Source organism: Amycolatopsis sp. Poz14 (genome assembly GCF_006704225.1).
GTDB lineage: Bacteria > Actinomycetota > Actinomycetes > Mycobacteriales > Pseudonocardiaceae > Amycolatopsis > Amycolatopsis nivea.
In genome coordinates this window covers 9,238,541-9,265,028 of sequence record NZ_JACLHD010000001.1, presented here as the reverse complement: position 1 = coordinate 9,265,028, position 26,488 = coordinate 9,238,541, and the positions used below count along the sequence as shown (strand labels likewise).

General features: G+C 69.2%; 25 protein-coding genes and 1 pseudogene. 17 read left to right on the top strand and 9 right to left on the bottom strand.

The annotated features are described in order from the left end of the window. Positions 1-3 precede the first annotated feature (3 nt). The gene (locus tag FKO37_RS42985; RefSeq protein WP_238608101.1) at positions 4-2,265 is read right to left on the bottom strand and encodes a hypothetical protein; all 2,262 of its coding nucleotides are present in this window, start codon (positions 2,263-2,265) and stop codon (positions 4-6) included. Between the two features lie 51 nt (positions 2,266-2,316). Further along, the gene (locus tag FKO37_RS42980) at positions 2,317-3,156 is read right to left on the bottom strand and encodes a helix-turn-helix transcriptional regulator (RefSeq protein ID WP_134732763.1); all 840 of its coding nucleotides are present in this window, start codon (positions 3,154-3,156) and stop codon (positions 2,317-2,319) included. A 103-nt stretch (positions 3,157-3,259) separates the two neighbouring features. On the opposite strand from FKO37_RS42980, the gene FKO37_RS42975 reads away from it, so the two are divergent. After that, entirely contained in the window at positions 3,260-4,675 is a 1,416-nt protein-coding gene (locus FKO37_RS42975; RefSeq protein ID WP_238608100.1) for an MFS transporter, read from the top strand. Here FKO37_RS42975 and FKO37_RS42970 read toward each other — a convergent pair. Further along, positions 4,625-7,690 (bottom strand): BTAD domain-containing putative transcriptional regulator, encoded by a 3,066-nt coding sequence (locus tag FKO37_RS42970; RefSeq protein ID WP_238608099.1) that lies wholly within the window; start codon positions 7,688-7,690, stop codon positions 4,625-4,627. The genes FKO37_RS42975 and FKO37_RS42970 overlap by 51 nt on opposite strands. A gap of 117 nt (positions 7,691-7,807) precedes the next feature. Here FKO37_RS42970 and FKO37_RS42965 point away from each other — a divergent pair, with 117 nt between their 5' ends. Together FKO37_RS42965 and FKO37_RS42960 are read left to right on the top strand one after the other, a co-directional pair. Continuing rightward, on the top strand, positions 7,808-8,443 hold the full coding sequence (locus tag FKO37_RS42965) for a TetR/AcrR family transcriptional regulator (RefSeq protein ID WP_238608098.1): 636 nt from the start codon (positions 7,808-7,810) through the stop codon (positions 8,441-8,443). Position 8,444: 1 nt separating this feature from the next. Next, the gene (locus FKO37_RS42960; RefSeq protein ID WP_238608097.1) at positions 8,445-8,744 is read left to right on the top strand and encodes a DUF6204 family protein; all 300 of its coding nucleotides are present in this window, start codon (positions 8,445-8,447) and stop codon (positions 8,742-8,744) included. On the opposite strand, the gene kynU is transcribed toward FKO37_RS42960, so the two are convergent. Then, positions 8,716-10,014: a kynureninase gene (kynU, locus tag FKO37_RS42955; RefSeq protein ID WP_238608096.1), complete on the bottom strand. Its 1,299-nt coding sequence runs from the start codon at positions 10,012-10,014 to the stop codon at positions 8,716-8,718. The genes FKO37_RS42960 and kynU overlap by 29 nt on opposite strands. A 176-nt stretch (positions 10,015-10,190) precedes the next feature. Here kynU and FKO37_RS42950 point away from each other — a divergent pair, with 176 nt between their 5' ends. The 4 genes from FKO37_RS42950 to FKO37_RS42935 all read left to right on the top strand — a co-directional run bounded on the left by FKO37_RS42950 (position 10,191) and on the right by FKO37_RS42935 (position 14,007). Continuing rightward, positions 10,191-11,558, top strand: coding sequence for an APC family permease (locus FKO37_RS42950; RefSeq protein ID WP_238608095.1), 1,368 nt, complete (start codon positions 10,191-10,193; stop codon positions 11,556-11,558). Continuing rightward, positions 11,555-12,394, top strand: coding sequence for an MBL fold metallo-hydrolase (locus tag FKO37_RS42945; RefSeq protein ID WP_238608094.1), 840 nt, complete (start codon positions 11,555-11,557; stop codon positions 12,392-12,394). The genes FKO37_RS42950 and FKO37_RS42945 overlap by 4 nt, the downstream gene beginning before the upstream one ends. Positions 12,395-12,457: 63 nt before the next feature. Then, complete coding sequence (locus FKO37_RS42940) at positions 12,458-13,021, top strand: hypothetical protein (RefSeq protein ID WP_238608093.1); 564 nt, start codon at positions 12,458-12,460, stop codon at positions 13,019-13,021. Then, positions 13,018-14,007 carry a hypothetical protein gene (locus FKO37_RS42935; protein WP_238608092.1) on the top strand — a complete coding sequence of 330 codons (990 nt, stop codon included), beginning with the start codon at positions 13,018-13,020 and terminating at the stop codon, positions 14,005-14,007. The genes FKO37_RS42940 and FKO37_RS42935 overlap by 4 nt, the downstream gene beginning before the upstream one ends. Here the strand turns inward: FKO37_RS42935 and FKO37_RS42930 are convergent. Next, positions 14,004-14,525 carry an arsinothricin resistance N-acetyltransferase ArsN1 family B gene (locus tag FKO37_RS42930; RefSeq protein WP_238608091.1) on the bottom strand — a complete coding sequence of 174 codons (522 nt, stop codon included), beginning with the start codon at positions 14,523-14,525 and terminating at the stop codon, positions 14,004-14,006. The genes FKO37_RS42935 and FKO37_RS42930 overlap by 4 nt on opposite strands. A gap of 42 nt (positions 14,526-14,567) precedes the next feature. Here FKO37_RS42930 and FKO37_RS42925 point away from each other — a divergent pair, with 42 nt between their 5' ends. Both FKO37_RS42925 and FKO37_RS42920 read left to right on the top strand, forming a co-directional pair. Next, positions 14,568-15,128 (top strand): helix-turn-helix domain-containing protein, encoded by a 561-nt coding sequence (locus FKO37_RS42925; RefSeq protein ID WP_238608090.1) that lies wholly within the window; start codon positions 14,568-14,570, stop codon positions 15,126-15,128. A gap of 84 nt (positions 15,129-15,212) precedes the next feature. Continuing rightward, the gene (locus FKO37_RS42920; protein WP_238608089.1) at positions 15,213-16,610 is read left to right on the top strand and encodes an MFS transporter; all 1,398 of its coding nucleotides are present in this window, start codon (positions 15,213-15,215) and stop codon (positions 16,608-16,610) included. On the opposite strand, the gene FKO37_RS42915 is transcribed toward FKO37_RS42920, so the two are convergent. Then, positions 16,501-18,090, bottom strand: coding sequence for a DNA polymerase ligase N-terminal domain-containing protein (locus tag FKO37_RS42915; RefSeq protein ID WP_238608088.1), 1,590 nt, complete (start codon positions 18,088-18,090; stop codon positions 16,501-16,503). The two genes, FKO37_RS42920 and FKO37_RS42915, sit on opposite strands and share 110 nt — an antisense overlap. 15 nt (positions 18,091-18,105) lie before the next feature. Further along, entirely contained in the window at positions 18,106-18,585 is a 480-nt protein-coding gene (locus FKO37_RS42910; RefSeq protein WP_037818398.1) for a MarR family winged helix-turn-helix transcriptional regulator, read from the bottom strand. Positions 18,586-18,669: 84 nt separating this feature from the next. Between FKO37_RS42910 and FKO37_RS42905 the strand changes: the two genes are divergently transcribed. Then, the gene (locus FKO37_RS42905) at positions 18,670-19,302 is read left to right on the top strand and encodes an FMN-dependent NADH-azoreductase (protein WP_043839467.1); all 633 of its coding nucleotides are present in this window, start codon (positions 18,670-18,672) and stop codon (positions 19,300-19,302) included. Between the two features lie 295 nt (positions 19,303-19,597). On the opposite strand, the gene FKO37_RS42900 is transcribed toward FKO37_RS42905, so the two are convergent. Continuing rightward, entirely contained in the window at positions 19,598-20,131 is a 534-nt protein-coding gene (locus FKO37_RS42900) for a GNAT family N-acetyltransferase (RefSeq protein ID WP_043839465.1), read from the bottom strand. 113 nt (positions 20,132-20,244) lie between these two features. Here FKO37_RS42900 and FKO37_RS42895 point away from each other — a divergent pair. Beyond that, positions 20,245-20,580, top strand: a pseudogene (locus tag FKO37_RS42895) (ArsC/Spx/MgsR family protein); the annotation flags it as partial. A gap of 12 nt (positions 20,581-20,592) precedes the next feature. Here the strand turns inward: FKO37_RS42895 and FKO37_RS42890 are convergent. Then, on the bottom strand, positions 20,593-21,357 hold the full coding sequence (locus tag FKO37_RS42890) for a sulfite exporter TauE/SafE family protein (protein WP_238608087.1): 765 nt from the start codon (positions 21,355-21,357) through the stop codon (positions 20,593-20,595). 86 nt (positions 21,358-21,443) lie between these two features. On the opposite strand from FKO37_RS42890, the gene FKO37_RS42885 reads away from it, so the two are divergent. The 6 genes from FKO37_RS42885 to FKO37_RS42860 all read left to right on the top strand — a co-directional run bounded on the left by FKO37_RS42885 (position 21,444) and on the right by FKO37_RS42860 (position 26,334). After that, positions 21,444-22,208 carry a helix-turn-helix transcriptional regulator gene (locus FKO37_RS42885; RefSeq protein ID WP_238608086.1) on the top strand — a complete coding sequence of 255 codons (765 nt, stop codon included), beginning with the start codon at positions 21,444-21,446 and terminating at the stop codon, positions 22,206-22,208. Between the two features lie 85 nt (positions 22,209-22,293). Then, positions 22,294-22,983 (top strand): alpha/beta fold hydrolase, encoded by a 690-nt coding sequence (locus FKO37_RS42880; RefSeq protein ID WP_238608085.1) that lies wholly within the window; start codon positions 22,294-22,296, stop codon positions 22,981-22,983. A gap of 220 nt (positions 22,984-23,203) precedes the next feature. Next, on the top strand, positions 23,204-24,112 hold the full coding sequence (locus FKO37_RS42875) for a hypothetical protein (RefSeq protein WP_238608084.1): 909 nt from the start codon (positions 23,204-23,206) through the stop codon (positions 24,110-24,112). 143 nt (positions 24,113-24,255) lie between these two features. After that, positions 24,256-24,663: a hypothetical protein gene (locus tag FKO37_RS42870; RefSeq protein WP_051729554.1), complete on the top strand. Its 408-nt coding sequence runs from the start codon at positions 24,256-24,258 to the stop codon at positions 24,661-24,663. 10 nt (positions 24,664-24,673) lie between these two features. Then, positions 24,674-25,729, top strand: coding sequence for a sensor histidine kinase (locus FKO37_RS47440; RefSeq protein ID WP_308196577.1), 1,056 nt, complete (start codon positions 24,674-24,676; stop codon positions 25,727-25,729). Continuing rightward, complete coding sequence (locus tag FKO37_RS42860) at positions 25,726-26,334, top strand: response regulator transcription factor (RefSeq protein WP_238608083.1); 609 nt, start codon at positions 25,726-25,728, stop codon at positions 26,332-26,334. The genes FKO37_RS47440 and FKO37_RS42860 overlap by 4 nt, the downstream gene beginning before the upstream one ends. Positions 26,335-26,488 lie beyond the last annotated feature (154 nt).

Here is a 26,488-nt window from a genome sequence, read left to right as displayed (position 1 = left end):
CCGTTATTCGCGCCCGGGCAGCGGAAGGTCGTGTGCTTTGCGGAAGTCGTTCAGCGCGGCCCATGCGAGGTGCGGGTCCAGCGCGAGACGGCGTCGGGCGACGGCCAGTTCGTGCAGGCTCGGCGTGAGGCGGGACTGGGTGAGCGCGTCGGTGAACACGTCCAGGACGGTGGCGCAGAAGAGGACGAACGCGCTGCTGTGCAACCGCAATCGGTTGACCGCGTCGGCGAGGTCCGGGGTCGCGCCTTCGTGCAATTCGGCGGCTAGTTCGGCGAGTTCCACCGCTTCGCGGGTGTCGGGGATGCGGAGGAGTTTCGGCCACAGTTCGGTCAGCTCCGGCGTTTGCGTGAGCCCGCGAGCTTGTCCGGTGAAACCGCTCGCTTTGGCGGTCAGGTCGGCGCGGACCAGGATGCCGGTGACCGTCGACAGCGACGGTTCGTAGTGCTCGATCGTCACGTCCACCATGTCGATCGTGGTGCGGCGCAGGTCGCGGGGAAGGCCGCCGGAGAGGCAGTGGCCGAGGTAGCAGAACTGCTCCGGGACGCCGGGCAGCCGTTGCGCGATCCACAGCCTGCTTTCGTCCAGCGTGAACGATTCCAGGCGCACCACCTCGGAAAACGCGCTGTCGAACGCGTCGCGCACGGCCAGTCCGCGTTGCTCGAAGCTGAGCACCGCGTCGTCGGACACCGCCACGAAGTACAGGCAGCCGGGCACGCCGAAGATGCCCTTGATGTCGTTCACCAGTTGCTGGGCTTTGTCCTGCTCGCCGATCTTGTCGAGTTCGTCGATGGCGACCACGACCCGGTCGGTGATTCCCTCCTCGCGCAAGGACTCGGCGGTCAGCTGGGCGAACGCGCGGAACTCGTCGACGACCTCCGGATGCGTCAGCTGCTGTTCGGCCCGTTGCGTGGTGCGGGTGCGGCCCAGCTCGCCGCCGGCCGGGACGGCGAGCTTGCCGGACCAGCCGGTGGTGTAGGTCAGGAGGTACTGGATCCGGAGCAACTGCCGCCGTGCTTCGGCTTCGAGGGCGCGCGGCCCGGCGGACGATTTCCGGCGCAGGAAGAGGATTACCGCGCCGATCGCGGTCGCGAGAAGTTTCCACACCCAGCGGAGCGCGAGGACCGCGACCACGGCCAGCGCGATCCGGTTGCTCACTGGCTGGTTAGTCCACAGTGGACCGAGCAGATTCGGGAACCGCACTGTGCTGACGGTCTGCCACAGGTCGGCGGGGAACCGGGTGAATTTCCCGTTCCACAGCAGGCCGCCGATCGCCCAGCCGAGCGCGGCCGAGAGGACGAGGTCGGCCGATCCGCGCCAGAACCGGCGGGCCCACCAGCGCCAGCGGAGTTCCGGACCCAGCGTCTGACGGATCCGGGCGAGGACAGCCTGGCACAGCAGTTTGTGCAGGTGCAGCACGAAATCGCGGGCGTCGTAGGTGGCCGGGGCGGAGGCGACCACGACCAGTGGCGCGGGGTTTTCGCTGCCGTGCAGCAGTCCTCGCTGCATGGAACGGATCGCGGTGGTTTTGCCGGACCCGCGTTGCCCGCCGAGCGCGACCGCGCCGGAACCCGCGCGTTCGAGGACGCGCCGGATCCGTTTCGCCGCGGCGGTCGGCACGATCCGGCTGCTGTCCTCCTCGCCGAGGTCGTGCTGCTGGTCGAAGACCAGCGTCGTGCCGAAATGCAGCCGCCGGTGCGCGGAAATGACGTCGCGGACCTCGGGCAGCACGATCTCGCGCGCGGCGAACGAACGCCGCGGCCCGAGACCGAGTTGCTCCTCGTGGAACTGCATGGCGTCCGGACTCATCCACTCGCGCAACGCGGTGACTTTGCGGACCGCGAGCACGCCGGTGGCGAACAGGACGCACGGCATCATGACTCCGGCGAAAACCCGGAAGAACAGCGGAAGCTGACTCCACGCTGCGCTCATCAAGCTGAGGTAGGCGAGCCCGAGCAGCACCGCGACGACCAGCCAGACCACCTCGCCCGGAGACACCGCCCGGTTTCGCGGCCGGAACCCGCGGTCGCCTTCGGCCATGACCTGGTCCTGCAACGTGCGGATCTTGGCGAGCAGCGTCTCGTTGCCGAACAGTTCCTCGCGGACGACCTCGGTGCGCAGCGATTCGCGGGCGAGCAGGCGGGTGACTTCAGGTGAGCTGAGTGTCTCGTCGATGAGGGAGGCCAGTGCGGCTTGGGCGGTCCAGGAGTCGAAGTCTTCGAGGTCTTCTTCCTCGAGGAGATGGGGGTCGGTCCGCTCGCCGGTCACCGGCGGATGATGCCATATGCGGTGCTTCGGGCAGGGCGGTTTCGGTGACCGTTAGCGCGAAGCGAGCAGCCGCAGTGCGTCTCGGGAGGCGGTGTCCCGCGGGGTGTAGGCCTCGAGCCGGTGGTCGGGGCTGTCGGGTTGGAGCCAGACCTGGTAGTCGACGTCCACGTGGCCCAGCGTCGGGTGGCGCAGGTTCATCGGTCCGCTCGTGCAGTCCGCGACGTCGCCGGTCGCCCACAGTTCGGCGAATTCCGGGCTGCCCATCGCGAGCTCGCCGATCAGCTCCGCGAGCCGGGCGTCGGTCGGGTGCCGGCCGGAGGTCAGGCGCAGGTAGCCGATGTGGATGCGGGCGAGGTCGGACCAGTTGCGGTAGAGGTCGCGGTGCAGCGGGTCGAGGAAGAACATCCGCGGGATCGACGGCCGGGTTTCGGGGGAGTCCGGCGCGGTGTAGTCGACGTGTTCGGCCAGCAGCAGGTGGCCGGTGCGGTTCCAGCCCAGTACGTCGCCGCGGCGGCCGAGGATGATTGCCGGGACGCTGTCGCTCAGCGCGTGCAGCAGGGTCGCGACCCGCGGGTCCAGCGTTTCCGGCGCGGGGCGCACCAGGCGGGAGACGCCGGGGCGTTGCGCGAGGTTGTGCAGGTGGCTCGATTCGGCGTCGTCGAGGCCGAGCACCCGTGCCAGCGCGTCGAGCACCTGCGGCGACGCGGTGCCGGACTGGTCCTGCTCCAATCGCGTGTAGTAGCCGACGCTGACGCCCGCCAGCTGGGCGAGTTCCTCCCGGCGCAGTCCGGGCACCCGGCGGAGCGTGCCGTACGTCCGCAGCCCAGCGGCCTCCGGCGGCACGCGGTCGCGGCGGGTTTTGAGGAACACGCCGAGGGTTTCGGTCTGCATGACCTCGATGGTAGGCAGCCGCGCGCGTCGCTGCCTGCACCTGCGAGGGGTACTCATCGCAGGTGCTGGCCGAGGCGGTTCGCCCGTTCCCAGGATCGGGGGCATGACGGAAACTCGCCGCGCCTGGCTCGGGCTGCTCGTGGTGCTCGGACCGGTCCTGCTGGTCTCGATGGACGGTTCGATCCTGTTCCTGGCCATGCCGACCATCACGCACGCCCTCGCCCCGACGCCGGACCAAGCCCTGTGGATCCTCGACAGCTACGGCTTCGCGGTCGGCTCGCTGCTCATCGCGTTCGGCAGCCTCGGCGACCGGTACGGGCGGCTCAAACTGCTGATGATCGGCGCCGCGGTGTTCGGGGCGGGCTCGGCGGGCGCCGCGTTCGCGACCGGGCCGGAATGGCTCATCGGCTGTCGCGTGCTGATGGGGCTCGGCGGTGCGACGTTGCTGCCGTCGGGGCTCGCGGTGCTCAGCGAGGTGTTCCCGGAGCCGCGGCGGCGGGCCCGCGCGATCGGGATTTTCGCTGCGACGTTCGCCGCCGGCTTCGCGATCGGGCCGATCCTCGGCGGGGTGCTGCTGAGCCGGTTCGGGTGGGGGTCGGTGTTTCTGGTCAACCTGCCGGTGGTCGCGGTTTTCCTCGCTGCCGCGCCCGTGGTGCTCCGGGAGGTCAAGACGACCCGGCCGGGCAAGGTCGATCTGCTCAGCATCGTCTTGTCCGCGGGCGGTTTGCTGCTGACGGTCTACGCGGTCAAGAACTTCGCTGCCTACGGTCTGTCTTGGTCGGCACTCGCCGGGGTGTTCGGAGCGGCGGTGCTCACGTGGTTTTTGCGGCGGCAGCGGAAGTTGGCGTATCCGCTCCTCGACGTGACCTTGTTCCGCGAGAAGGCCTTCACCGTCGCGGTGATCACCGGAGTGTTGTCGCTGTTCGCCTGGTCAGCTGCGGCATTTCTGACCGGGATGTACCTCCAGTCGGTGCTGGGCGTGTCCGTGCTCGCCGCCGCGTTGCTGGCGCTTCCGGGGGCAGCCGCGCTTACCGCGGTTTGTGTCCTCACCCCGGCGTTCTCCTTGAAGATCGGGAACCGGGCGGCATTGGTGACGTGTCATTTCGCGATGGCGCTCGGATTGGCGTTGCTGCTGGCGACCACTGCCACCGGCGGAATCGGCTGGTTCATCGCCTCGTCGGTGGTGGCCGGGGTCGGCTACGGGATCTCATTCTCCCTCGTCGCGGACACTGCGGTCGGCGCGGTCCCGGCTGACCGCGCGGGCTCGGCGGGTGCGATCGCGGAGACGTCCAACGAGATCGGCAACGCGCTGGGCATCGCGGTGCTCGGTTCGGTCGCGGCGTTCGTCGTCCGGTCGGAGGGGACCGCGGAGGCGCACGTGACTGGTTTGCATGTCGCCATGGGCATCGCGGCCGTGCTTTGCGCGGGGCTGGGAGTGCTTGCGCTGCGGTGGCTTCCGAAGGATTCGTCAGCTGAGGACGTCGTAAGCGAGAGCGACTGGGTCGTCGACCGTGCCTGACGGCTGGGCCTGGACGGCGGCCGCAGCGGCAGTCGCGTCGGGAAGGGCCAGGTGGGGGCCGCCGCGGAGGTGGTCTGCGGCGGCCAGCAGGTCAGCGGCGGCGACTGGGCGGTCCAAGCGCACAGCGTGGTCGGCGATGCCCACGAGAACGATCGACAGATACAGCACCTCGCCGGATTCCGCGGCCAGGGCCAGTGCTTCGCGGCGGCGGCCCCGGGCTGTGGGCAGGTCGCCGGCTTGCGCGTCCAGGTAGGCGTGCGAATGCTGGATCATCGCGCAGAACAACGGATGCGGCGAGACTTCGCTCAGCAACGCTTCGGCCCGGTTCAGTTCCGCCCGGGCTTCCGTGAGGTCTCCGCGCCAGCGCGCCAGATCCGCTTTCGTCTGGGCCAGAAACGCGAGCGAATCAGGGAACGGCACGGTCCGCGCGTCGCGTTCGGCAGCGGCTGTCGCGGTCGCTGCTGCTGCCGCGTCACCGAGTTGCCAGAACAGGTGCGCTTGCCGTCCTCGCGCGAAGAGAACGTCTTCGGCCGAACCGATTTCCGACACGACCTGGATGGATTCCTCGTAGCACGCAACGGCTTCCTCCAGTTCGCCGCGACGGCCGACGACCTCGGCGAGGCTGTTCAGCGCCAGCGACATGCCCCAGCGTTCCCCGCTCTGCCGGAACAGCCGGACAGCCTCGCGGGTGTCGGCTTCCTGCGCGGCTGAGTCGTGCCAGCGGTTCAGCTGTATCCGCGCGCGGTGCAGCCGGGCATGGGCGCGCAGCCACGGGTCCTCATCGGATAGTAAATCGTCCAATGTGGACCCTATGACGCTGGGATCCCCGCTTTGCGTGAACACCGGAATAATGGAGCGCAGCAAGGCATTCTTGCTGTCGCGGCTGAGTTCGAGCGCTTTGCGGCCCAGCGCGTCGGCGGTGGTTTCAGAGGACATCCCGATGGTCAGCAACAACGCGGCCATCGCGTAGCCCATCGCGCGCAGTTCGCGATCCACCACCTCGCCGGGTAGCGCCAACGCCGCCTCGATCACTTCCTGTGCCTCGGTTTTGCGCCCGGTCAGCATCCAGAACCACGCGCACGACGTCGCCAGCCGCAGTGCCGTCGTGGCTTCGCCCGCTGCAATGGCACCGCGCGTGGCGGAGATCAGATTGCCGTGCTCGGCGGCGAAACGCGCCAGCCATTCGATCTGCTCCGCCCGGCGCAGGTATTTGTCGCCGGTCTCGGCGAAGGAGGCGAACCACTCGGCGTGCGCTTGGCGCATTTCCTCGCGTTCGTCGGCCGCAGTGAGCTGCTCCAGCCCGTACGCCTTGATCGTCTCGAGCATCCGGTAGCGCGGCTCGGCGTCCGCGGAGACGGTCAGTAGTGATTTGTCGACTAGCGCGCTGAGCAGCTCCGAAGTACCGCCGCAGACCGCTTCCGCGGCTTCCGCGGTCGCGCCGCCGGAGAACACCGCCAACCGGCGCAGCAGCTGCCGTTCGTCCGGTTCCAGCAGGTCCCAGCTCCAGTCGACGACCGCGCGGAGCGTGCGGTGCCGCGGCAACGCGGTCCGGCTGCCCGCGGTGAGCAGGCGGAACCGGTCGTCGAGCCGGGCCGCCAGTTGCGACACGGTCATCGACCGCAACCGGGCCGCGGCGAGTTCGACCGCGAGCGGCATTCCGTCGAGCGCCCGGCAGATCCGCACCACTTCGTCCACTGTGGACTCGTCAACGACGAACCCTGGCCGCACCGCAGCGGCACGGTCCGCCAGCAGTCGCACCGAAGCGCACGACATCGCTTCGACGGACGTCGCGCCTTCCGCGGGCAGCGTCAGCGGTTCGACCGGCCAGAGTGCTTCGCCGGTCAGCGCCAACGGTTCCCGGCTGGTCGCGAGGATGCGCAGCCGCGGGCACTCGCCGAGCAGGTGGTCGGCCAGTTCCGCGGCGGCTTCGATGACGTGCTCGCAATTGTCGAGCACCAGCACCGCGTCCCGGTCACGCAACGCTCTCGTCGCCCGCTCGCGCGGAGTGCCGCTGGCGAGCGATCCCTTGTATATCTGCTCGCGAAGGCCCAACGCGTCGAGCACGGCCTGCGGAACATCCGCGCCGTCCCCGATCGGGGCCAGTTCGGCGAACCACACGCCGCCGCGTTCGGTCAGCAGATGCCGTCCGGTTTCCGTGGCCAGGCGAGTCTTTCCGGCTCCGCCGGGCCCGGTCAGCGTGGTGAGCCGGTACTCGCCGACCAGCTTGGCCACGCGCGCGACCTCGGTGTTCCGGCCGACGAAACTGGTCAACCCGGCCCGCAGGTTCGTGCGCGCGACGTCCTCGTCGGCGACCGTCTCGCGGAGGATTTTGGTGTGCGCGGCGGCCAGTTCAGCGGCCGGGTCGGCACCGAGTTCGTCCGCGAGCGCCATCCGGATCCGCGCGAACACTTGCAGCGCTTCGGCTGGTCGTCCGGCAGCTTGGAGCGAGAGCATCAACGCCGCGGCCAGCCGTTCGCGCAATGGATGTTCGGCGAGCAGCCTCGACAGCTCTTCGGTCAGATCCGCACCGTGGCCCAGCCGCAGCGCGGCTTCGGCGTACTCCTCGGTGGCGGACAGCCGTAGCTCGTTCAGCCGCGCGATGTGGCCTTGGAAGAACTGCGCGTCCGAGACGTCGCCGAGCGCCGGGCCGCGCCACAGGTTGAGCGCCTCGCGCAGCAGTACGACGCGCTTCTCGTCAGACGCTGTCCGGGCGGCGATGACCAGCTCCTCGAACCGGGCCGCGTCGACGGTCGCCTCGGGCAGCCGGTAGCCGGACGGGGTGGAATCGAGCCGCGTGCCGACCCGGCGCAGCCGCGAGACGAGCGCCTGCAACGCGTTGGCCGTGGCCGGCGGACGCGTCCCCCAGACGGCGTCGACCAGCTGCCCGGCCGAGACGACCCGGCCGGGCTCCAGCGCGAGGGCGCTCAGCAGCGTCCGCAATCGGGCGCCGGTGATCTCGACCGCGGCACCGTCGTCGTTCCGGACCTCCAGCGGGCCCAGCAAGCCGATCCGCACCTGGTCGATGATGCCGTGCCGGCCCCCGTCCCGTCCTCCGGGATCTCCCCGATATCCAGGAGGTTCGGGCAATAAATGCAGTCGACACCAAATTTGCAGTCTGCTTCACTTTCCGGCGTGGGACTTCGAGAGCGGAAGAAGCAGGAGACCGTGCGGCGCATCGCGGAAACCGCGCTGCGGATGTTCGTCGACCGCGGATTCGAGGCGGTGACGATCGCCGAGGTGGCCGAGGCCGCCGACGTCGCGGTCAACACCGTCTACAACCACTTCCGCGTCAAGGAAGACCTGGTGCTGCCGCCGTCGGAGGCGTCGGCGGGACGGCTGGCCGGGATCGTGCAGGCGCGCGAGCCGGGAGTGTCCGCGGCGCGCGCGGTGCTGGACCGCCTGCGCGGCGAGATCGAGCAGCGCTCGCGGACGATCGGGCTCAGCCCGGGGTTCGGCCGGGTGCTGCCGATGATGCTGGCCGCGCCCACGCTCGCCGCCCGGTTGCGGGAACTCGGCGAGCAGATGGTCGCCGAACTCGCCGACCTGCTGGTCGCGGAAACCGGTGCGGCGCAGGGGGATCCGGTGCCCGGCCTGGTCGCCGCGCAGATCGGGTGGGTGCACAGCCTGCTGTACGGCGAGATCGGCAAACGCACCGTCGCCGGCGAGCAGCCGGACGACATCGCGGAGGCGGCGCTCACGCTCCTCGACGCGGTAGAAGGCCTGCTCAGCGAACAAGTTCTGACTTATGCGACCCGGAAGGACACCTGACATGGACGCGTTCCGCGTAATCATCCGCGGCAAATTCGACTCCCTCGACGAGGCCGCCCGTGCTTCGCTCGAGGACAAAACCGACGTCGCCTTCACCGAGCAAGGCACCTTCACACACGACGTCAACGCGACGGCGTTCACCTTCCGTTGCCAGGTCCCGGCCGGTCCGGACGACGACGAACGCGCGGCCAAAGACGGCGCGACCGCCGCGTTGGCCGCGCACGGCCTGCCGTACCGGGACCTGAACTACGCGGTCACCGACCTGCGGACGATCAAGATCCGGCGCAAGAACCGCCAGTGACCTCCGCCAGTGCGGTCGCCGCGCGCCAGCAGTCGTGGAAGGTGGAGTACATCGGCACCGGCGCGAGGCGGATGACGTCGGGACGGCGTGCGTCCGCGATAACGCCGTGCTGGGTCCGCAACGCGGCGCTGACGTCGTCGGCGTCCAACCCGTGCAGGCGGACGGAAAGCTGCGCACCCCGACGGTCCGGGTCGCGGGGCGTGAGCACCTCCAGCGGACGTCCCGCGCAGACCTCGTCGAGCAGCGTCTCGAGGTAGCCGGTCAGCCGGATGCTCTTGGCGCGCAACGCAGCCATGCCCACCGCGTCGAACATCTCCAGCGAGGCGCGCACCGGGGCCATCGCGAGGATCGGCGGGTTCGACAGCTGCCACGAGTCGGCGGTGTCGACCGGCGTGACGGTCGGCTGCATCCGGAACCGCACGTCCGGGTCGGTGCTCCACCAACCGGCCAGCTTCGGCAGCGAACGGTCCGCGAGATGCCGCTCGTGCACGAAGGCTCCAGCGATCGCACCCGGTCCGCTGTTGAGGTATTTGTAGGTGCACCAAGCGGCCCAGTCGACGTCCCAGTCGTGCAGCCGCAGCGGCACATTGCCCGCCGCGTGCGCGAGATCCCAGCCGACGATCGCTCCGGCGGCGTGCCCGGCGCGAGTGATCGCCGGGATATCGAGCAGTTCGCCGCTGTAGTAATTGACCCCGCCGAGCAGGACGAGCGCGACCCGATGTCCGTGCTCGGCGAGCCAGTCTGCGACGTCCTCGCTGCGCAACGTCGATTCCCCGGGACGCGGCGAAAGCCGGATGACGGCTTCGTCTGGGTCGTAGCCGTGGAACGCGACCTGGCTGCGCACCGCGTAGCTGTCGGAGGGAAAGGCGGTGTCCTCGATGACGATCGCGTGCCGCTCCGGAGTCGGCCGGTAGAAGCTGACCATCATCAGGTGCAGGTTGACCGTCAGCGAGTTCATCATCACGACCTCCGCCGGACGCGCGCCGACGAGCCGCGCGGCTGGCTCGCGCAGCTGCTGGTGGTAGGAGACCCACGGACGCGCTGCCTCGACGTGGCCCTCGACGCCCAGCCGGGCCCAGTCGGCGAGTTCCGCGTCCAATGCGGCGCGGGTCGCGGTCGGCTGCAGGCCGAGGGAATTCCCGGCGAAGTAGGCCGTCTCGGGGTAGCCGCCGCCGGTCGCGGGCGGAACGTGGAACTGCGCCCGCGACGTCGGCAACGGGTCCTGGGCGTCGAGGTCGCGGGCGGCCGCTTCGGCGAGGGCCACGGTCATGGGAACTCCACAAAGTCGGCGAAGGAACGCAGCCCATCGTTCTTGCCGGACGCCATGCCCGTCCAATGCCTGATTCGCTCATTCCCATGCCTGCCCGGCTATCCCGAGGTATTCCCGAACGGCTATGCCCGGGCGGGCATTCGGCATTTCCGAAGCGTCGCGGATTGGGTCACGCTGTGCCGACCGACAACGGCCAGCAGGAGGCAGTGATCACGATGCCGACCAAAGCAGAAGCGAACCTCAAGCGAAGCATCTCCCTCTTCCAAGCCGTCGGAGTCTCGTTCCACCAGGTAGTGGGCGGCGGGGTCGTCGCGTTGATGGGCACCGCCATCGCGCTGACCGGGGCCGGCGCGCCGATCGCCTTCGCCATCGCGGCGCTCGCGGTGATCGTCTATTCGCTGCCGATCGCGTCGCTCGGCAGCGCGATGCCGGTCACCGGCGGCCGCTACACCTACGCCGCGCGGCTGGTCTCGCCTGGCGCCGGATTCGCGTCGATGTGGCTGTCCGCCGTGTCGGTCATCCAGCTCAGCCTGATGGCGCTGGCCGGGGCGAACTACGTCAGCGCGCTCGTGCCGGGTGTTCCGGTCCGGCCGCTGGCGATCGCGCTGATCACGGTGTTCTTCCTGACGAACCTGGCGGGCGCGACGTTCTCCAGCCGGGTCGGCATCGTGCTCGCGGTCGCCATGCTCGCCGCCTTCCTGCTGTACGGGATCGCGGGTGCCGGGCAGGTGCGGTGGAGCGAGTTCGCGAACCTGACTCCGCACGGCATCAGCGGCCTGCTCAACGCGGCGGCCATGCTCACCTTCGCCACCACCGGTGCGTTCCTGATCGCCGACATCGGCGGCGAGATGAAGCGGCCGGGACGCGACATCCCGCTGTCCGTCGTCGGCGGCACTCTCGTCGCGGCGGTGATCTACGTGGTCGTGGCGATCCCGTCGGTAGGCGTGCTCGGCGCGGCGGCGTCCGCGGGCAAGCCGATGTCGGACGTCGCCCGCCACATCCTTTCCCCGGGCGGTTTCGCGTTCTTCATCCTCGGCGGCGCGATGGCGTCGGTGATCGGGCACATCAATTCACTGCTGCTGGCCGCGACGAAACCCGTGCTGGCCGCGACCGGCGACGGCTGGCTGCCCGCCGGGCTCGGCGCGGTGAACCGCCGGTTCGGCACCCCGCACTGGCTGCTGGCGATCCTCTACCTGATCGGCGTGGTCCCAGTGCTCGCCGGCTTCAGCGTCGCGAACATCGCGGCCATGACGTCGATCGTCACCGGGCCGTTGCTCACCCTGCTGATCATCGCGTCGTGGCGGGTGCGCCGGCAGCGTCCGGAACTGCACGCGGCGGCCCCGTTCCGGATGCGCCGGACGTCGCACGCCGTGCTGTCCGTGCTCGGCGTCGCGATCCTCGGGGTGCAGACTTGGTTGCTGCTCAAGCAGATCACCCTGCCGGCGCTGCTCGCGCTGGCAGCCTGGAGCGTGCTGGGGCTCGTCGTGTGGCTGGCGCGCCGGTCGCGAACTGTTTCCTTCAACCTCGAAAGCGAGTACGCATGACCACGCAGCTCATCCTCTTGGGCACGGCGGGCGGTCCCGCTCCGAAACGCACCCGGAGCGCTCCCGCGCAGGCGATCGTCGTCAACGGAGCCACTTACGTGATCGACTGCGGCAACGGAGTGGCCCGGCAGCTGGTGCACGCGGGCGTCCCGCTCGACTCGCTGCGCGCGGTCGGCATCACGCACCACCACTCCGACCACAACGCCGATTACGGCAACCTCTACCTGCTGGCCTGGGCCGCCAACCTGGAACGGCGGGTCCCGGCGTTCGGCCCGCCGCCGCTCGCGGAGATGACCCGGCATTTCCTGGCGCTGAACCGCTTCGACATCGACACGAGGGTCGGCGACGAAGGTCTGCGCCCGTTGGATGAACTGCTCGACCCGCACGAGGTCACCGGCGATGGTGTGGTCTTCGAGGACGAGAACGTCCGCATCACCGCGGCCCGCGTGGATCACCCGCCGATCGTGAACGCCTTCGCCTACCGCGTGGACACAGCGGACCGGTCAATCGTGATTTCCGGCGACACCGCACCGTGCGAGAACCTGGTGCGGCTCGCTGCTGGTGCGGATGTGCTGGTGCATGAGGTCATGTACGTCCCCGCGGTGGACGCCATGGTGAGCCGCTACAACGGCACGACGCTGCGGGATCACCTGCTGGCGAGCCACACGAGTGTCGAGCGGGTCGGTGCGTTGGCCAAGGAAGCGGGCGTCGGGACGCTCGTGCTGTCGCATTTCGTCCCGACCGACGCCGACATCGCCGACGAGGTGTGGCGCGACCACGCCGCTGCCGGGTTCGACGGCGAGGTCGTCGTCGGGAAAGACCTGCTGCGCCTCTGACCGGATCGGGCCGAAGTCGCGTCGTTCCCCGGGTTCAGCACGCTTCGTACCTACAGTGGCCAGGTGACTACGCCTGCCGAGGACCAGCGCGACCACGTGATGGCGCGCGCGTCCGCGCTCCGCCGCGAGCTTCGTGCGGGTCTGGCGCAGCTGCCGGACCAGGCGGAAGACGAACGCACGCAGACGCTCGACGCCTTGGTCGAGCGGGCGGAGGCGCTGCTGAGCACCGAGAAGGAGGTCGACGCGGCCGTCGAGCAGGTGCGGCTCGCCCGGTTGGAGGCGAAGCGTGGGAAGGTGCAGCGGACGACGCTGTACTTGGCGGTCGCGCCGGTCGCGGTCGGGATGGTGAGCGGGGCGATGATGCTGTTCGGCGCGCTCAACGCGGTCTGGCTGCTGCTCGCGTTGCCGCTCCTGGGTGCCGGCTTGCGGATCGCATTCGGGCCGCTCGGGCCGACGCCGCTGATGGTCAACCGGCGGCAGCGGGCCGCGTACAGCGGGGCGCTGGCCGCCATCTTCACCGCGGCCGCGCTCATCGGGACCGGGCCGACGGCCCAGTCGATCGTGGTCGTTCTGGCCGCGCTCACCACGGTGGCGACCGTGGCGTTTCTGGTGCAGGAGGCGCGGTGACCTACTCCGAGTACTACCGCGACACCGAGTACTACCCCGCCGAGGAGGGGCCAGAAGCCGATCCGGAACTGGTCGCCCTCACCGACACCGTCGGCGGGATGCAGGAGACTGTCGACGATCTGGAAAACCGCACCGTCCGCGAGCTTTCCGAACTGCGCGAGACGGTCGAGTCGTTCACTGAGACCCATTCCCGGCACGAAACCCGGCTGGACCACACGGCCCGGCAGCTCGAACGGCTCCGGCAGCGGTTGCTGGTGCTCGAACGCGCGGTCCGGGTGTCGGAGAAGGTGCCGGTGGTCGACCTGGACGACGTCGGCCCGCGGCTGCGGCAGCTCGCCGCGGAGGCGGAGCGGCGGCACAGTCTGGCCGCGCAGCTGCTCACGCCGAGCCAGCGCCGGCCGTACGAAGAGGACGTCGCGCGGCTGCCGCAGGCACGGGAAGTGCTGGCGCAGAGCGAGGAAGCGCTGATCGCCGTGCTGGAGGTACTGGCGAAGGCCGAGCGTGGCACGCCGGAACGGGACGACGCGGAGTCGCGACTGTCCGAAGTGGTCGCTCGACGACGCGGTGTGCTGGATCGCCAGCTGCCCGCCGCGCAGCAGGATGCCGAAGCGGCGCAACAGGTTCTCGCCGCGGACGAGGTGACGCGGACCCGGGTGCTGCCGCAGATCGAGAAGTGCGAACGGGATTGGGAAGAACTGCATTCCCGGCTGCGCGAGCGGATCACCGACGCGATCGGGTCGAGCGCGCTGCTGCCGGTGTGGTTCACGCACGCGTTCGGAGTCGCGCCGCCGTCCGGTGCGGCGGGGGACAAGTGGATCCGCGCGGCGACGTCCGCGCTGGCCTACCGGGTGACGCACGGCGTGGTCGATCCCGCGCTGCCGCTGGGCGAGCCGCCGCCGTCGGACACCGACTGGACGGAACCGAAGTGGTCCTGGCGCGCCCGGCTGGAGAACGACATCGAGGAACTCGACCTCGGCGTGGATTAACGCGGTTCTTCCGGTGTGCCGTCGGAGGCGGGGACGAGTTCTCGCTGCATCCAGGTGACATCGCGCCAGGCACCGTGTTTCCAGCCGATCCGCCGCCAGGTCCCGATGAGTTCGAAGCCCATCGCCTTGTGCAGTCCGACGCTGGGTTCGTTCGGCTGGGTCATGCCAGCCACCGCCATCCGGAAGCCGCGTTCGGCAAGCCGGGCGAAAAGGGCTTCGTACAAGGCCTTCCCGCCACCCGCGCGCCGACGATCCTGCGCCAGGTAGACGCTGACCTCGCACGACCAACGGTAGGCGGCGCGCTCCTTGTACGGGCTGCCGTACGCGTACCCGACCACCTCGCCGTCGATTTCCAGTACCAGCCACGCGTACGACTTCGTCGCCTTCGCGATCCGGGCGGCCATCTCCGTCGGTGTCGGCGGTTCGGTCTCGAAGCTGATCGTGGTGTCCCGGACGTACGGCGCGTAGATCGCCGCGCACGCCTCCGCGTCCCGTTCCTCGGCAGGTCGGATCAACATGTCCCCGATAGTAGACACGATCCGCTGCTATAGTCGACCACTGTGACCGATCCCCTCTCCGCCTCGCTCGCCGCGGCGGTGCGCGAAGCCCGGCAGGACCGTGCGCTGTCCGCGGGCGTGCTCGCCGAACGTTCCGGAGTTTCCCGTGCCATGATCGGGAAAATCGAACGCGGCGAAGCGCAGCCGACGGCGGTGCTGTTGAGCCGGCTCGCCACCGCGCTCGGGCTCACGCTGTCCGAGCTCATCGCCCGCGCGGAGGGCGACGACGACCGCCGCCTCGCGCGGCGTGAGGACCAGCCGACCTGGCAGGACCCGGTCACCGGCTACGTGCGCCGCGCGGTCTCGCCGCCCGGGCACGGGGCTACCGAGCTGGTGGAAATCGAGCTGCCGCCCGGCGCGAAAGCCGGATTTCCGGCCAGCTCCTACGCCTTCGCCGAGCACCAGGTCTGGGTGCTGTCCGGCCAGCTGCGATTCCACGAAGGCGACGTCGTGCACGAACTCGCCGCGGGCGACTGCCTCCAGCTCGGCCGACCGGTCGACTGCGCGTACGAGAACCCCGGCACCGAGCCGTGCCGCTACCTGGTGGTGCTCACCAAAGTGTGACCCAGTTCACGCCTGATTTGTCTGATTACCGGGGTCTCCCGCCCGGACATGATGCGACCGCACAGCATCCGGGAGGAGAAGCAAGTGGGTTCGTGGCGCGAATTGGGAGCGCATTTCAGCACCGCGGTCGTGCTGGCCGGCGGCGTACTGGTCGGCGCGGTCAACATCTATGTGGCAGCAAGCCTTTTGCCGACCGCGGTCGCCGACATCGGCGGGGAGCGGCTTTACGCGTGGAACATGACGGCGTTCCTGGTCGCGCAGGTCGTCGCGACGATGTTCGTCAGCCGGGCGCTCGCGCGGCTCGGCAACGCGACGGCGTACTACCTCGGGTTCGGCGTTTTCGCGGCGGGCTCGGTGGTGTGCGCGGTGAGCCCTGCGATGCCGGTGCTGCTGGCCGGACGCGGAGTGCAGGGCTTGGGTGCCGGATTGCTGACCGGACTGGGGTTCGCGGTGATTCACTCGGCGCTGCCGCGGCATTTGTGGGCGCGGGGGAGTGCGTTGATCTCGGCGATGTTCGGCGTCGGCAACCTCGTCGGCCCGGCGCTCGGCGGGTTGTTCGCGCAATTCGGTTCGTGGCGGGCGGCGTTCGTCGTGCTGGCTGGCGCGGCGGTCGTGATCGCGGCCTTGGTGCCGCGGGCGCTCCCGCGCAGCGAACGAAGCGGCGAGTCGACCCCGGTGCCGACCTTCGCATTGGTGGCCGTCGTGGGCGCGGTCGGAGCGGTGAGCATCGCCGGAATCTTGACCAACGTCCTCGCGATGGCGGCGTTCATCGTGCTGGGATTCGGTTTTGTGGCGGCGTTTCTGCTCGTCGAGAAGCGTGCTGCGGTACGGGTGCTGCCCGCTGAGACCTATTCCGGCTCGCCGCTGCGATGGGTCTACCTGACCATCATGTGCCTCGCCGCCGGAGTTTCGGTCGAGTCGTTCCTGCCGCTGTTCGGCCAGCATCTCGGCGGATTGCCGCCTGCCGCAGCGGGTTTCTTCTCCGCCGCGCTGTCGTTCGGCTGGTCCGCCGGGCAGATCGTCAGCTCCTCGGCTCGTCGCGTCCGGCTGCTCTGTCTGGCCGGACCGACCCTGCTGGCGGCCGCGTTCGTCGTACTTGCCTTGCTGCAGCGGGAAAACGCGTCGGTGCTGGCGTGGTTGGTCGTCCTTCTCGCCGGTGGCACCGGGATCGGCATCGCCATGCCGCACCTGTCGGTCGCCGCGATGGCCAGCGGTCAGCAAGCGGCAGCGGCGATCGCGACCGTGCTCACGATGGCGACCGCGTTCGGGGCGTCGATCGCGGGTCTGCTGGTGAACCTGGGCGCGCCGTCGATGGTGACGTCCGCGCGCTACCTGCTGATCGGCTTCGCCGTCGTGGCCGCGGCCGGGATTTTCACGACAGCTGCGGCAGGCGTTGGTGCACGTCAAGCAGCTGCGCGAACGGATCTCCCGCCTTCGCCACGCGATCGAGCACGGTCCGGATCGTCCACCGATCCGGAGTGAGGTCGGGGTCGTCGAGTTCGTCCCACTCCAGCGGGACGGACACCGGCGCCCCCGGCTTCGGCCGCACGCTGTACGGCGCGACGAGGGTTTTGTTCAGCACGTTCTGCGTGTAGTCGAGCCGCGCCAGCCCGCCGCGGCGGTCCTTGTGCCACGCCCAGCTCACCAGGTCCGGCACGATCTTGCCGATCGACTTCGACACGGTTTCCGCCCACGACCGGGTCTCGGCGTACGTATATCGCGGCTCGATCGGCACCCAAATCTGGATCCCGCGCTGCCCGGTCGTCTTCGGCCGCCCGATCAGCCCGAAGTGATCGAGCGCGGTGCGGTGCAGCCGGGCGAGCGCGAGCACGTCGTCGAACGAGGTTTCCGAACCGGGGTCGATGTCGAACAGCAGCCAGGTCGGATGCTCGACGTCCGACGTGCGCGACGTCCAGGCGTGCAGTTCCAGCGCGGCGAAATTGGCCAGCCAGGCCAGATCCGCGACGCCGGAGGGGACGAGGTACTGCTGCACGTCGCCGGGGTCGGCTGCCTCGTAATGCCAGCGGTGCAGCCACTCCGGCGCGTGGTCGGGGACTTCCTTGTGCCAGAACCCGGGTTTGCCGACGCCGCCGGGGAGCCGGTTGGTGTTGAGCGCGCGGCCGGCGAGGTAGGGGAGCATCGTCGGCGCGATCCGGGTGTAGTACTCGATCAGTTCCCGTTTGGTGATCGGCGCTTCGCCGTCGCGTCCGGGGATCAACGTCTTGTCGAGATTGGTGACCTTCAACTGCCGCCCGGCGACCGTCCACGTGCCCTGCTTGCCCAGCTCGCTCAGCGCTTCGAGTTCGTCCTCGGACGCTGGCTCGAACACCGCGTGCAACGGCACTTCCGCCTCGGTCGCGGGCAGATCGCTCCGCCACAACGCAGGCGGAGCGGCCGCGATCTCGTCGTTGGTGAGCCCGCTTTTCACCGACTTCGGATGGTCCTCGGCGTCCCAGCCCGAGGTGGCGTGGTCGTCCTGTTTGTGCAGCAGGAACCACTGCTTCCCGTCGTCGTCCTTCTTCGGACGGATCAGCACGAAGCGCCCGGCCAGCTTCTCGCCGTAGAGGTCGAAGTGCAGGTTCCCGTCCGCGAGCGCCTGCTCGGGATCGTCGGTGTCGACCGGCTCCCAGCGTCCGCGATCCCACACGATCACGTCGCCGCCGCCGTACTCGCCGCGCGGGATGACGCCCTCGAAATCGGCGTACTCCAGCGGATGGTCCTCGACGTGCACGGCCATCCGCCGCGCCTTCGGATCGAGCGTCGGCCCCTTCGGCACCGCCCAGCTGACCAGCACGCCACCGAGCTCGAGCCGGAAATCGTAATGCTTCCGCCGCGCCCGATGCCGCTGCACGACGAAGCGGTAACCGGGTTCCCTCGGAGCGTTCGCACCAGCCGGCTCGTCGGTCTTCGCGAAGTTGCGCATGGCGCGGTACTTCGCCAGCCGCTCGGCGGCACCGTCCATTCGCTGCCCCTCCCGTCAGCAGGTCGGCGGAGGCTCCTCGGTGCAGGAGCTGCTGTCGACCGTTCCGGAAGCCGCTTGCAACAGCAAGTTGTAGAGCTGCTCGCGCTGATCCGGATCGAGCGCCGCGAAGACCTCGTCCTCGACCGCCGCGAGCGCCGCCTCGGCCCGGGCCAGCTCCTTCGCACCCCGGTCGGTCAGCACGACGACGTGCCGCCTGCGGTCCTCCGGCGAACGGCGCCGCTCGATCAGCTGGTCGGCCTCGAGGTCGTTGAGCAGGCCGACGACGTTGGTGCTGTCCATCTCGAGGATCTGTGCGAGGGACTGCTGGGTGCTGGAACCGCGGGTCTGGAGGACGGTCAGGGCGATCAAATGCCGAGGCCGCAGCCCGAACGGAGCGAGCACACTCTCCGCGCGCAGCCGGATCCGGCGCGCGAAGTGCTCGAGCAACGCACCAGACCTGCGCGGAGCCTGGGCGACGAGCGGCAGCGGAGCCATGTGTCCAGTCTACGAGACAGTCCGGGTAGCTGCCGTGCTATAAATGGTTTGTCTTACACAAACTATCTACGGACGGTCATCGACATGGCACACCTGCTGCACCTCGACTCCAGCATCAACGGCGACCGCTCGGTGAGCCGCAAACTCAGCGCACGCGCGGCTCAGGCCTGGCAAGCCGCCCATCCAGACGGAACGGTGACCTACCGAGATCTGGGCGCGAACCCAGTCCCGCACCTGGACCCGCTGGCCTGGGAAGCCCGCATCACCCCCGCGTCGGAGCACACCGCAGCCCACCGCGAAGCCGCCCGAATCGGCGAAGAGCTCGCCGCGGAAGTGCTGGCCGCAGACACCGTGCTGCTGGGCCTCCCGCTCTACAACTACGGCGCCCCCAGCTCGGTGAAAGCCTGGGTAGACCGCATGATCGCCGCTGCCGGCGAGGACCCGTCAGTCCTGGGCGGCCGAGAACTCCTGGTCCTGGCCAGCCGCGGCGGAGGTTACGGCGAAGGCACCCCAAGGCACGGCTGGGACCACGCAGAAGGCTGGCTACCGCACGGCCTTTCCCTGACCGGCCTGGAACCGCGCTTCATCACAGCAGAATTCACCATGGCAGACGTCAACCCCGCTTTGGCGGAATTCCGCCCGCACGCTGAAGAAAGCCTCTCCGCAGCAGAACGAGAAATCGACGCCCTCTGGACCCCCGCCACCGCAACCCGCTGACAAGCCACACCCGCCCCGCGGCACAACCGGTCGTGAGGGGAACCCTCACAGCCCCAGATTCCCCCAGGGTCCCCCTCACGACCGACCCAACCCACGCGCCCTAAACCGCACCGGTGCACCCACACCACCCCCGCACCCCGATACGAAGCTCTCCTGCGGTCTGGGGTGGCTTGTCAAGGCATCTTTCCCGCCTTGACAAGCCACCCCAGACCGTCAGCACAATCAAGCTTCGGGGTGCCCCACGCAACCAAGGTGCGCAATGTCGCCGCCAGGCGACGAGCCGCCCAGCAAACGATCAAACAACATCCCCCCGCCGAACCCGATAAACCTGCAACCTCAACTCGTAATACTTAGTAGTCTCCCCAACCCAAGACATCCCGATCCGCTCCGCAGTAGCAATAGCCCGGGAATTACTAGGCCGCGCCACCGCGAACAACTCATCAGTCCCGTCCTGGGAAAACGCCCACTCCACCAACGCCCGCGCGGCCTCGGTCGCGTACCCGTGCCCCCACTCCTCGGGCCGCAACTGCCAGCTCAGCTCCAAATCCTCCCGATAGGGCGGCAGCAACCGAATCCCCAGCCCCCCGATCACCCGGCCGTCAGACCGCAGCTCAACCGCCCACCGCCCCCGAGGCGGGGTCAGATTCGGCTGCGCCTCCTGCCAGGCCTGCAACACCGACCGCATCGCAGCGGCGTCCGCGACCCGGTCCATCGCGGGAGTGAGCCAATGCGTCACGTCGGAGGAGCCGTAGATCTGATACGCGGCTTCGGCGTCGTCAGCCGTCCAGTCCCGGATCACGAGACGGTCGGTGGTAATCGGCAGGGTCATGCAAGAACGGTACGCCCGTTCCACCCGATCGGGGCAAGTGATCCAGGACGCACCGCAGAAGTCTTGCCAGCCAAGGACTCCGCCCGCGACAACGTGCGGGTTAGACTGCGCGGGTGGAGATCTGGGTGAACCCGCGTTGTTCCAAGTGCCGCTCGGCGGTGTCGCTGCTCGACGAGGCCGGCGCGGAGTACACCGTGCGCCGCTACCTGGAGGATCCGCCGACCGAGGCGGAGCTCGTCGCGGTGCTCGACCGGCTCGGCCTCGACCCGTGGGACATCACCCGCACCGGCGAGAAAATCGCCGGTGAACTCGAGCTGAAATCCTGGTCCCGGACCCCGGAAGACCGTCCACGGTGGATCGCCGCGCTCGCCGAGCACCCGGAGCTGATCCAGCGTCCGATCATCACCGCCGACGACGGCACCACGGTCGTCGCGCGCGACGAGGACACGTCCGATCGGTGCTCAGCTGACCGCGACCGCGATCAGCGCGGCCGCCAGCAGCACCACGTACGCGACGGCGTGCACCTTGTCCGGCAACCGGTCGGCGACCCGGCGGACGAGCGCGATCGTCGGCAGTGAACCGGCCAGCAGTGCCGCGCCCGCGATCGGGTCGAGATACCCCGACGGCCCGCCGCCCGCTGTCGCGTAGACCGCCGTCGCCACCACCGCGACAGGCACGCTGAGCGGGTTCGCCATCGCCGCCGCGTCCGTCATCGGCAGTCCCTTGCGGCGCAGCAACGGCACCGTCATGACGCTGCCGCCCACCCCGAGAAAACTCGCCACCGCACCGATTCCGACGCCGCCCGCGGTGGTCGTGAACGTGCTCAGCGGTTTGGCTTCCCCTTGCGGTTTAAGGAATCCGCCGCGCACCAGGCTGTCCACAATGGTCACTGCCAGGTAGACGATGAACAGGACGCGCAACAGTCCGTCCCCGGCGTAGGTCGCGGCCACCGAACCGATGACGGCACCGATCGCGACGAACGCGGCGAGCGGCCAGATGTAGTCGCGACGGAGACGTCCGGCCCTGGCTTGCACGACCGTCGCGCTGACCGCGTTCACCACCATTACCGCGGTGGACGTCGCGACCGCGACATGCATCGCGTCGCCGCGGCTCGTGACCGCCGCGACCACCGGCACGGTGACGAATCCGCCGCCGAAGCCGAACAGCACGGTCGTGACGCCGCTGAGGCAGCCGAAGAGCAGAAGAATCAGAATCGAGGTCAACACTGGCTTCAAGGTAGGTCGTGCCGGGTGCGGCGCGCATCCGAAGATTCGCCAGCTTCTTTCGAGGATCGGACACCTACTCTGGAGGCATGCGCAACGTTCCGTTGTCCGAGGTCGACGCCCTGCCGCGGGCCGTGCTCGCGATCAGCACGGACTACCCGCCGGACCACTTCCTGCCGCCGCATCGCCATCGCCGCGCGCAGTTCCTCTACGGAGCCACCGGCGCGATGCGGGTCGGAACGGCAGACGGGACCTGGACCGTCCCGACGCGGCGCGCGGTGCTGATCCCGCCGGAAACCGACCACAGCGTCGTGATGATGAACGTGACCACGCGCAGTCTGTATCTGGAACCGTCCGCCGTGCCGTGGTTCCCGCGCCGCTGCCAGACCGTCGACGTCTCGCCGCTGCTGCGGGAACTGCTCCGGGAAGCCGCGGACGTCGCCCCGGAATACCCTCGCCGCGGTCGCGATGCCACACTGATTTCCCTTCTGCTGCACGAAATCTCCCGCTGCGTACCGCTGCCGCTCGAACTTCCGTGGCCGCGGCACGAGGGTTTGCGCGCCCTGTGTCAGTCCTTTTCGGACGCTCCCGATGTGCACGATCCGCCGTCTCGCTGGGCGGCGGAGCTGCACGTCAGCGAACGGACGCTGCACCGGCTGTTCCGCGCCGAAACGGGCCTGAGCTTTGCCCGCTGGCGGGAGCGGGCGTGTGTGTTGCACGCACTCCCGCTGCTGGCCGCGGACCTTCCGGTCGCCGACGTCGCGGTCACCCTCGGATACGAAAGCCCCGCCGCCTTCACGACGATGTTCAGCCGCCTGCTCGGCGCCCCGCCGACGGCTTACCGCGAGCCGTGACCCAGATCTCATTGAGTACAACTTGATTGCGCACAACTTAGTTGTACTGTGGGTCCCGTTCGGAACTTTCTCTGAGGAGGACCTCATGACTGCCACTGTCGTTCTGGTGCACGGCGCGTTCGCGGATTCGTCCAGCTGGAACGGGGAGATCGAGCGGTTGCAAGCGGCCGGGCACCGGGTGATCGCGGCGGCGAACCCGCTGCGCGGAGTCGCCGAGGACGCCGCCTCCGTGCGGTCTTTGCTCGACAGCATCGAGGGCCCGATCGTCCTGGTCGGCCACTCCTACGGCGGCTCGGTGATCTCGGCCGCCGCGGCGGGCCACCCCGGGGTGCGGGCGCTGGTCTACATCGCCGGCTTCCTCCCGGACGAGGGCGAAAGCGCGGGCGAACTGGCCGGCAAGTTCCCCGGCGGCACGCTGGGCGAGACGTTGGAGCAGGTCGCCCTGGCGAACGGCGTCGACCTTTACGTCCGGCAGGACCTGTTCCACCAGCAGTTCGCGGCGGACGTCCCGGCCGCGCAGGCCAGCCTGATGGCAGCGGGCCAGCGCCCGATCGCGGCAGCGGCCCTGGACGAGGCATCGCCCGCACCGGCGTGGAAGGACTTGCCGGTGTACAGCCTGATCCCGACCGCGGACAAGAACATCCCCGCCGAGGCGCAGCGCTTCATGGCGGAACGCGCGGAGGCGGAGGTAGTCGAGGTGGAGGGCGCGTCGCACGCGGTGCTGGTTTCGCAGCCGGAAGCGGTGGCGGACCTGATCCTGCGCGCTGCCCGGTGACTTCGCCGAGGTGAGACCGGTCCCGCGCTGCGCCTGGGTGTGCAGCGTGGGACCGGCTCGGCGGTCCCGGATCTCCGGGCTCGGTTTCGGCGATTGGCCTGGTCAGCAGGCCGGTTGTGCGGGGTTCGGGGAACCGATCGGTCCCGTTGTGCGGACTCGTCATAGCCGAGCCGGAATTTCGCCGTTCGCCGCGTCGGTGCGGCAGTTACCATCGGCGGCCATGAGCACCTCAGGGGGTCCACAGGAGCAGCCGGGAACGCCGCAGGAACCGGGCGCGGTCCCGCCGGGATGGCAGGCGCCTCCGCCGGGCGCCGGTTATCCGCAGCAACCCGGAACGCAGCCGGGTTATCCGCAGCAGGCCGGGCAGTCTCCGCAGTACGGACAGCAGTACCCGGGCCAGCCGGGCTCGTACCCGGGCCAGGCCGGACAGCCTGGGCAGTACCCCGGACAGCCCGGGCAGGCGCAGTACCCGGGGCAACCGGGTCAGTTCCAGCCGGGCCAGCCGTACCCCGGTCAGGCGGCCTACCCCGGCCAGCCGGGTTATCCAGCACAACAGCCGGGCTACCCGCCCCAGCAGCCGGGAGCCGGTTACGCCGCACCCGGCCAGGGCTTCCTGCCCCAGAACCAGCCGCTCACCACCCCGGGGCTCGGCGCGATCCCGGTGGCTCTCGGCGCGATCCTCGAGGTCGTCGCCCTGTTCGTCCCCTGGGTCACGTTCACCCTGGGCTCCCAAACCGCCTCGGTCACCTTCATCGACGCGTTCAGCAAGATGACGTCCGGCATGGACAGCTTCGCCGCGATGTACGTGCGGTTCCTCGCCTTCCTCCTGATCGCCGCGACGTTGCTGTCCACTCTCCCGTGGACGCTCGGCGCGCTGCGCACGAAGAGGTCGGCGTACTGGCTCAGCGGGATTCGCCGCCGGGAGCTCACTCCGCCGAACTTCTGGTGGTACCGCACCGTCTTCGCGGGCCGGGCGACCGTCATGCTGGCCTTCCACATCGCGGGGATCGTCGCGATGTTCTCCGAGGACCTGTCGAAAGTCGGCCTCGGCGCGTATCTGCTCATCCTCGGCGGGGTGCTCGTGATCGCCGGCGCGGCGATCGGGCCGAAGCTCACGGCTGCCCGCTGACGGCGCGGATGACCGGGTTCTGACAAATGTCATCGCGCACCGGTGCGCGGTGACACTACGGCTCGCTTGCCCGTCCGCCCACCATGGGACGGGCAAGCGGCGCCGGCTCCTCCGGACCGCCCAACGGTCCGGAAAGGACAGTCATGAACTCCCGTCCCGCAACGGTTTCCGAACAACCCCGGATCAGGGCGGTCCGCGTCCTCACCGGGGCTTACCTGGCGCTGAGCGTGCTCACCCTCGGCGCGATCTTCCTCTTCCGAGACGACCCGTCGATGGTCACCGACGTCGTCTGGGTCCGGGCCACGATCGTGGCGGCCAGCGCGCTGCTCACGTTCCTGTTCGCGAGAAGCGCGGCTCACGGGTCGAAACGAGGGCTGCTGCGGCTCCGGATCGTGTCGGCGGTGATGACGGTCGCGATCGTCGTCATCGTGTCGATTCCGGGCTTTCTGCCGCTGTGGGTCCGGCTTGAGCAGGGCGTCTGCGGGGCGCTGTTGCTGGCGGTGGTCGTCCTGGTCAACGGACGGCACGTGCGTTCGCTGTTCTCCGAGTAGCGTGCCGGACGTGGACCGCGGCCCCGATTCCGACGCCCAACGCTGGGTACTGGGCTGGCGCCGGCTCGTGCTGGACGCCGGCCTCCTGGTGTATCCGCTGATCGTCCTCGCCCAAACCGGCGGCGAGCCCGCGGCGGTGGTGGCGCTGCTGGCGTTCTGCGCCTGCTACATCGGGGCGGCCATCGCTGCTTACCAGTTCCGAAGCCGGCTTTTCTGGATCCTGACCGGGGCGTTGACGGTGCTGTTCGCCGTCGTGCTGCCGATCGCTCGGGCGAACGCGTTTTACCTGCTCGCCGTGGTGGTTTCGCTCGCGGTTCCGAGGTTGCCGCGCTGGGGTGCGGTCATCGTGCCGATCGCTGCTGCGGCGACAGTGCTGGTGCCGTGGGCGGTTTGGCAGGCCGACCCGGGGTGGGCGCAGGCGGCGGCGTTGGTGTTCACCGTGCTGGTGGTGGTCGCGTTCGCGGAGGCGTTGCGGGCGAACCGGGCGTTAGTGCAGGCGCGGGCGGAGGTGCAGCGGTTGGCCGCGGATGCCGAGCGCTCGCGGATTTCGCGGGATTTGCATGATCTCCTGGGGCATTCGCTCACCGCGATCACGGTGAAGAGCAATCTTGCCCGGCGGCTCGCGGTCAAGGGGGATGAGCGGGCAGTCGAGGAGATCGGCGAGGTTGAGCAGTTGTCCCGGCAGGCTTTGGCGGATGTCCGGGCGGCGGTTTCCGGGTATCGGGAGGTGACGCTGGCCGGGGAGCTCGCCCGGGGGCGCGAATTGTTGCGGGCGGCGGGGATTAGTGCGGATTTTCCTTCTGCGGTGGACGGGCCTCATCAGGAATTGTTCGGCTGGGTGGTGCGGGAGGGGTTGACTAATGTGGTTCGGCATTCTCGGGCTACCGCTTGCGCGGTGATTGTTTCGGGTTCTTCCGTGGAAATTCGTGACGACGGTGTTGGTTCTGCCGCGGATGCCGGGAATGGGCTATCCGGGTTGCGGGATCGGGTGGTCGCTGCTGGCGGGCGGATGGAGGCGGGGCCGGTGCGGCCTCGGGGGTGGCGGTTGCGGGTGACGGTGGCGTGACTATTCGGTTGTTGCTTGCGGATGATCAGGCTTTGGTGCGGCAGGCGTTGGGGACCTTGCTTGATCTTGAGGACGATTTTGTGGTGGTCGCGCAGGTCGGGCGCGGGGATGAGGTGGTGGGGGCGGCGCTTGAGCATCGGCCGGATGTTGCGTTGCTGGATATCGAGATGCCTGGGCTGGACGGGTTGGCCGCGGCTGCGGTTTTGGCGGAGCAGGTGCCTTCGTGCCGGGTGGTTGTTTTGACTACGTTCGGGCGGGCCGGGTATTTGCGGCGGGCTATGGAGGCTGGGGCGGTGGGGTTTGTGGTCAAGGACGCGCCCGCGGAGGCGTTGGGGGACGCTATTCGGCGGGTGATGGTGGGGGAGCGGGTGGTGGATCCGGCGTTGGCGGTGGCTACTTTGGCTGCTGGGGAATCGCCGTTGACTGCTCGGGAGAGGGATGTGCTGATCGCGGCCCGGGGCGGGGGGTCGGTGGCGGAGATCGCTGGGAGTTTGTATTTGTCTGAGGGGACTGTGCGGAATTATTTGTCCGGAGCTATTGCCAAGACGGGGGCCCGGAATCGGATGGGGGCGGTTCGGGTTGCTGAGGAGCGGGGGTGGTTGTGACTGCTCGTCGCCTGGCGGCGACATCGGGCGTTGGTTGCGTGGGGCACCCCGAAGGTTGATTGTGCTGACGGTCTGGGGGTGCTTGTCAAGGCGGGAAAGATGCCTTGACAAGCACCCCCAGACCGCAGGGAGTGAGGTTTCCCCCGGCGGTCGG

Excerpts from the sequence above, each read along its gene's own strand:
- FKO37_RS42980 (WP_134732763.1), bottom strand. The coding sequence starts at position 3,156 with ATGCAGACCGAAACCCTCGGCGTGTTCCTCAAAACCCGCCGCGACCGC.
- FKO37_RS42975 (WP_238608100.1), top strand. The coding sequence starts at position 3,260 with ATGACGGAAACTCGCCGCGCCTGGCTCGGGCTGCTCGTGGTGCTCGGA.
- FKO37_RS42960 (WP_238608097.1), top strand. The coding sequence starts at position 8,445 with ATGGACGCGTTCCGCGTAATCATCCGCGGCAAATTCGACTCCCTCGAC.
- kynU (WP_238608096.1), bottom strand. The coding sequence starts at position 10,014 with ATGACCGTGGCCCTCGCCGAAGCGGCCGCCCGCGACCTCGACGCCCAG.
- FKO37_RS42945 (WP_238608094.1), top strand. The coding sequence starts at position 11,555 with ATGACCACGCAGCTCATCCTCTTGGGCACGGCGGGCGGTCCCGCTCCG.
- FKO37_RS42930 (WP_238608091.1), bottom strand. The coding sequence starts at position 14,525 with ATGTTGATCCGACCTGCCGAGGAACGGGACGCGGAGGCGTGCGCGGCG.
- FKO37_RS42915 (WP_238608088.1), bottom strand. The coding sequence starts at position 18,090 with ATGGACGGTGCCGCCGAGCGGCTGGCGAAGTACCGCGCCATGCGCAAC.
- FKO37_RS42910 (WP_037818398.1), bottom strand. The coding sequence starts at position 18,585 with ATGGCTCCGCTGCCGCTCGTCGCCCAGGCTCCGCGCAGGTCTGGTGCG.
- FKO37_RS42905 (WP_043839467.1), top strand. The coding sequence starts at position 18,670 with ATGGCACACCTGCTGCACCTCGACTCCAGCATCAACGGCGACCGCTCG.
- FKO37_RS42900 (WP_043839465.1), bottom strand. The coding sequence starts at position 20,131 with ATGACCCTGCCGATTACCACCGACCGTCTCGTGATCCGGGACTGGACG.
- FKO37_RS42885 (WP_238608086.1), top strand. The coding sequence starts at position 21,444 with ATGCGCAACGTTCCGTTGTCCGAGGTCGACGCCCTGCCGCGGGCCGTG.
- FKO37_RS42880 (WP_238608085.1), top strand. The coding sequence starts at position 22,294 with ATGACTGCCACTGTCGTTCTGGTGCACGGCGCGTTCGCGGATTCGTCC.
- FKO37_RS42875 (WP_238608084.1), top strand. The coding sequence starts at position 23,204 with ATGAGCACCTCAGGGGGTCCACAGGAGCAGCCGGGAACGCCGCAGGAA.
- FKO37_RS42870 (WP_051729554.1), top strand. The coding sequence starts at position 24,256 with ATGAACTCCCGTCCCGCAACGGTTTCCGAACAACCCCGGATCAGGGCG.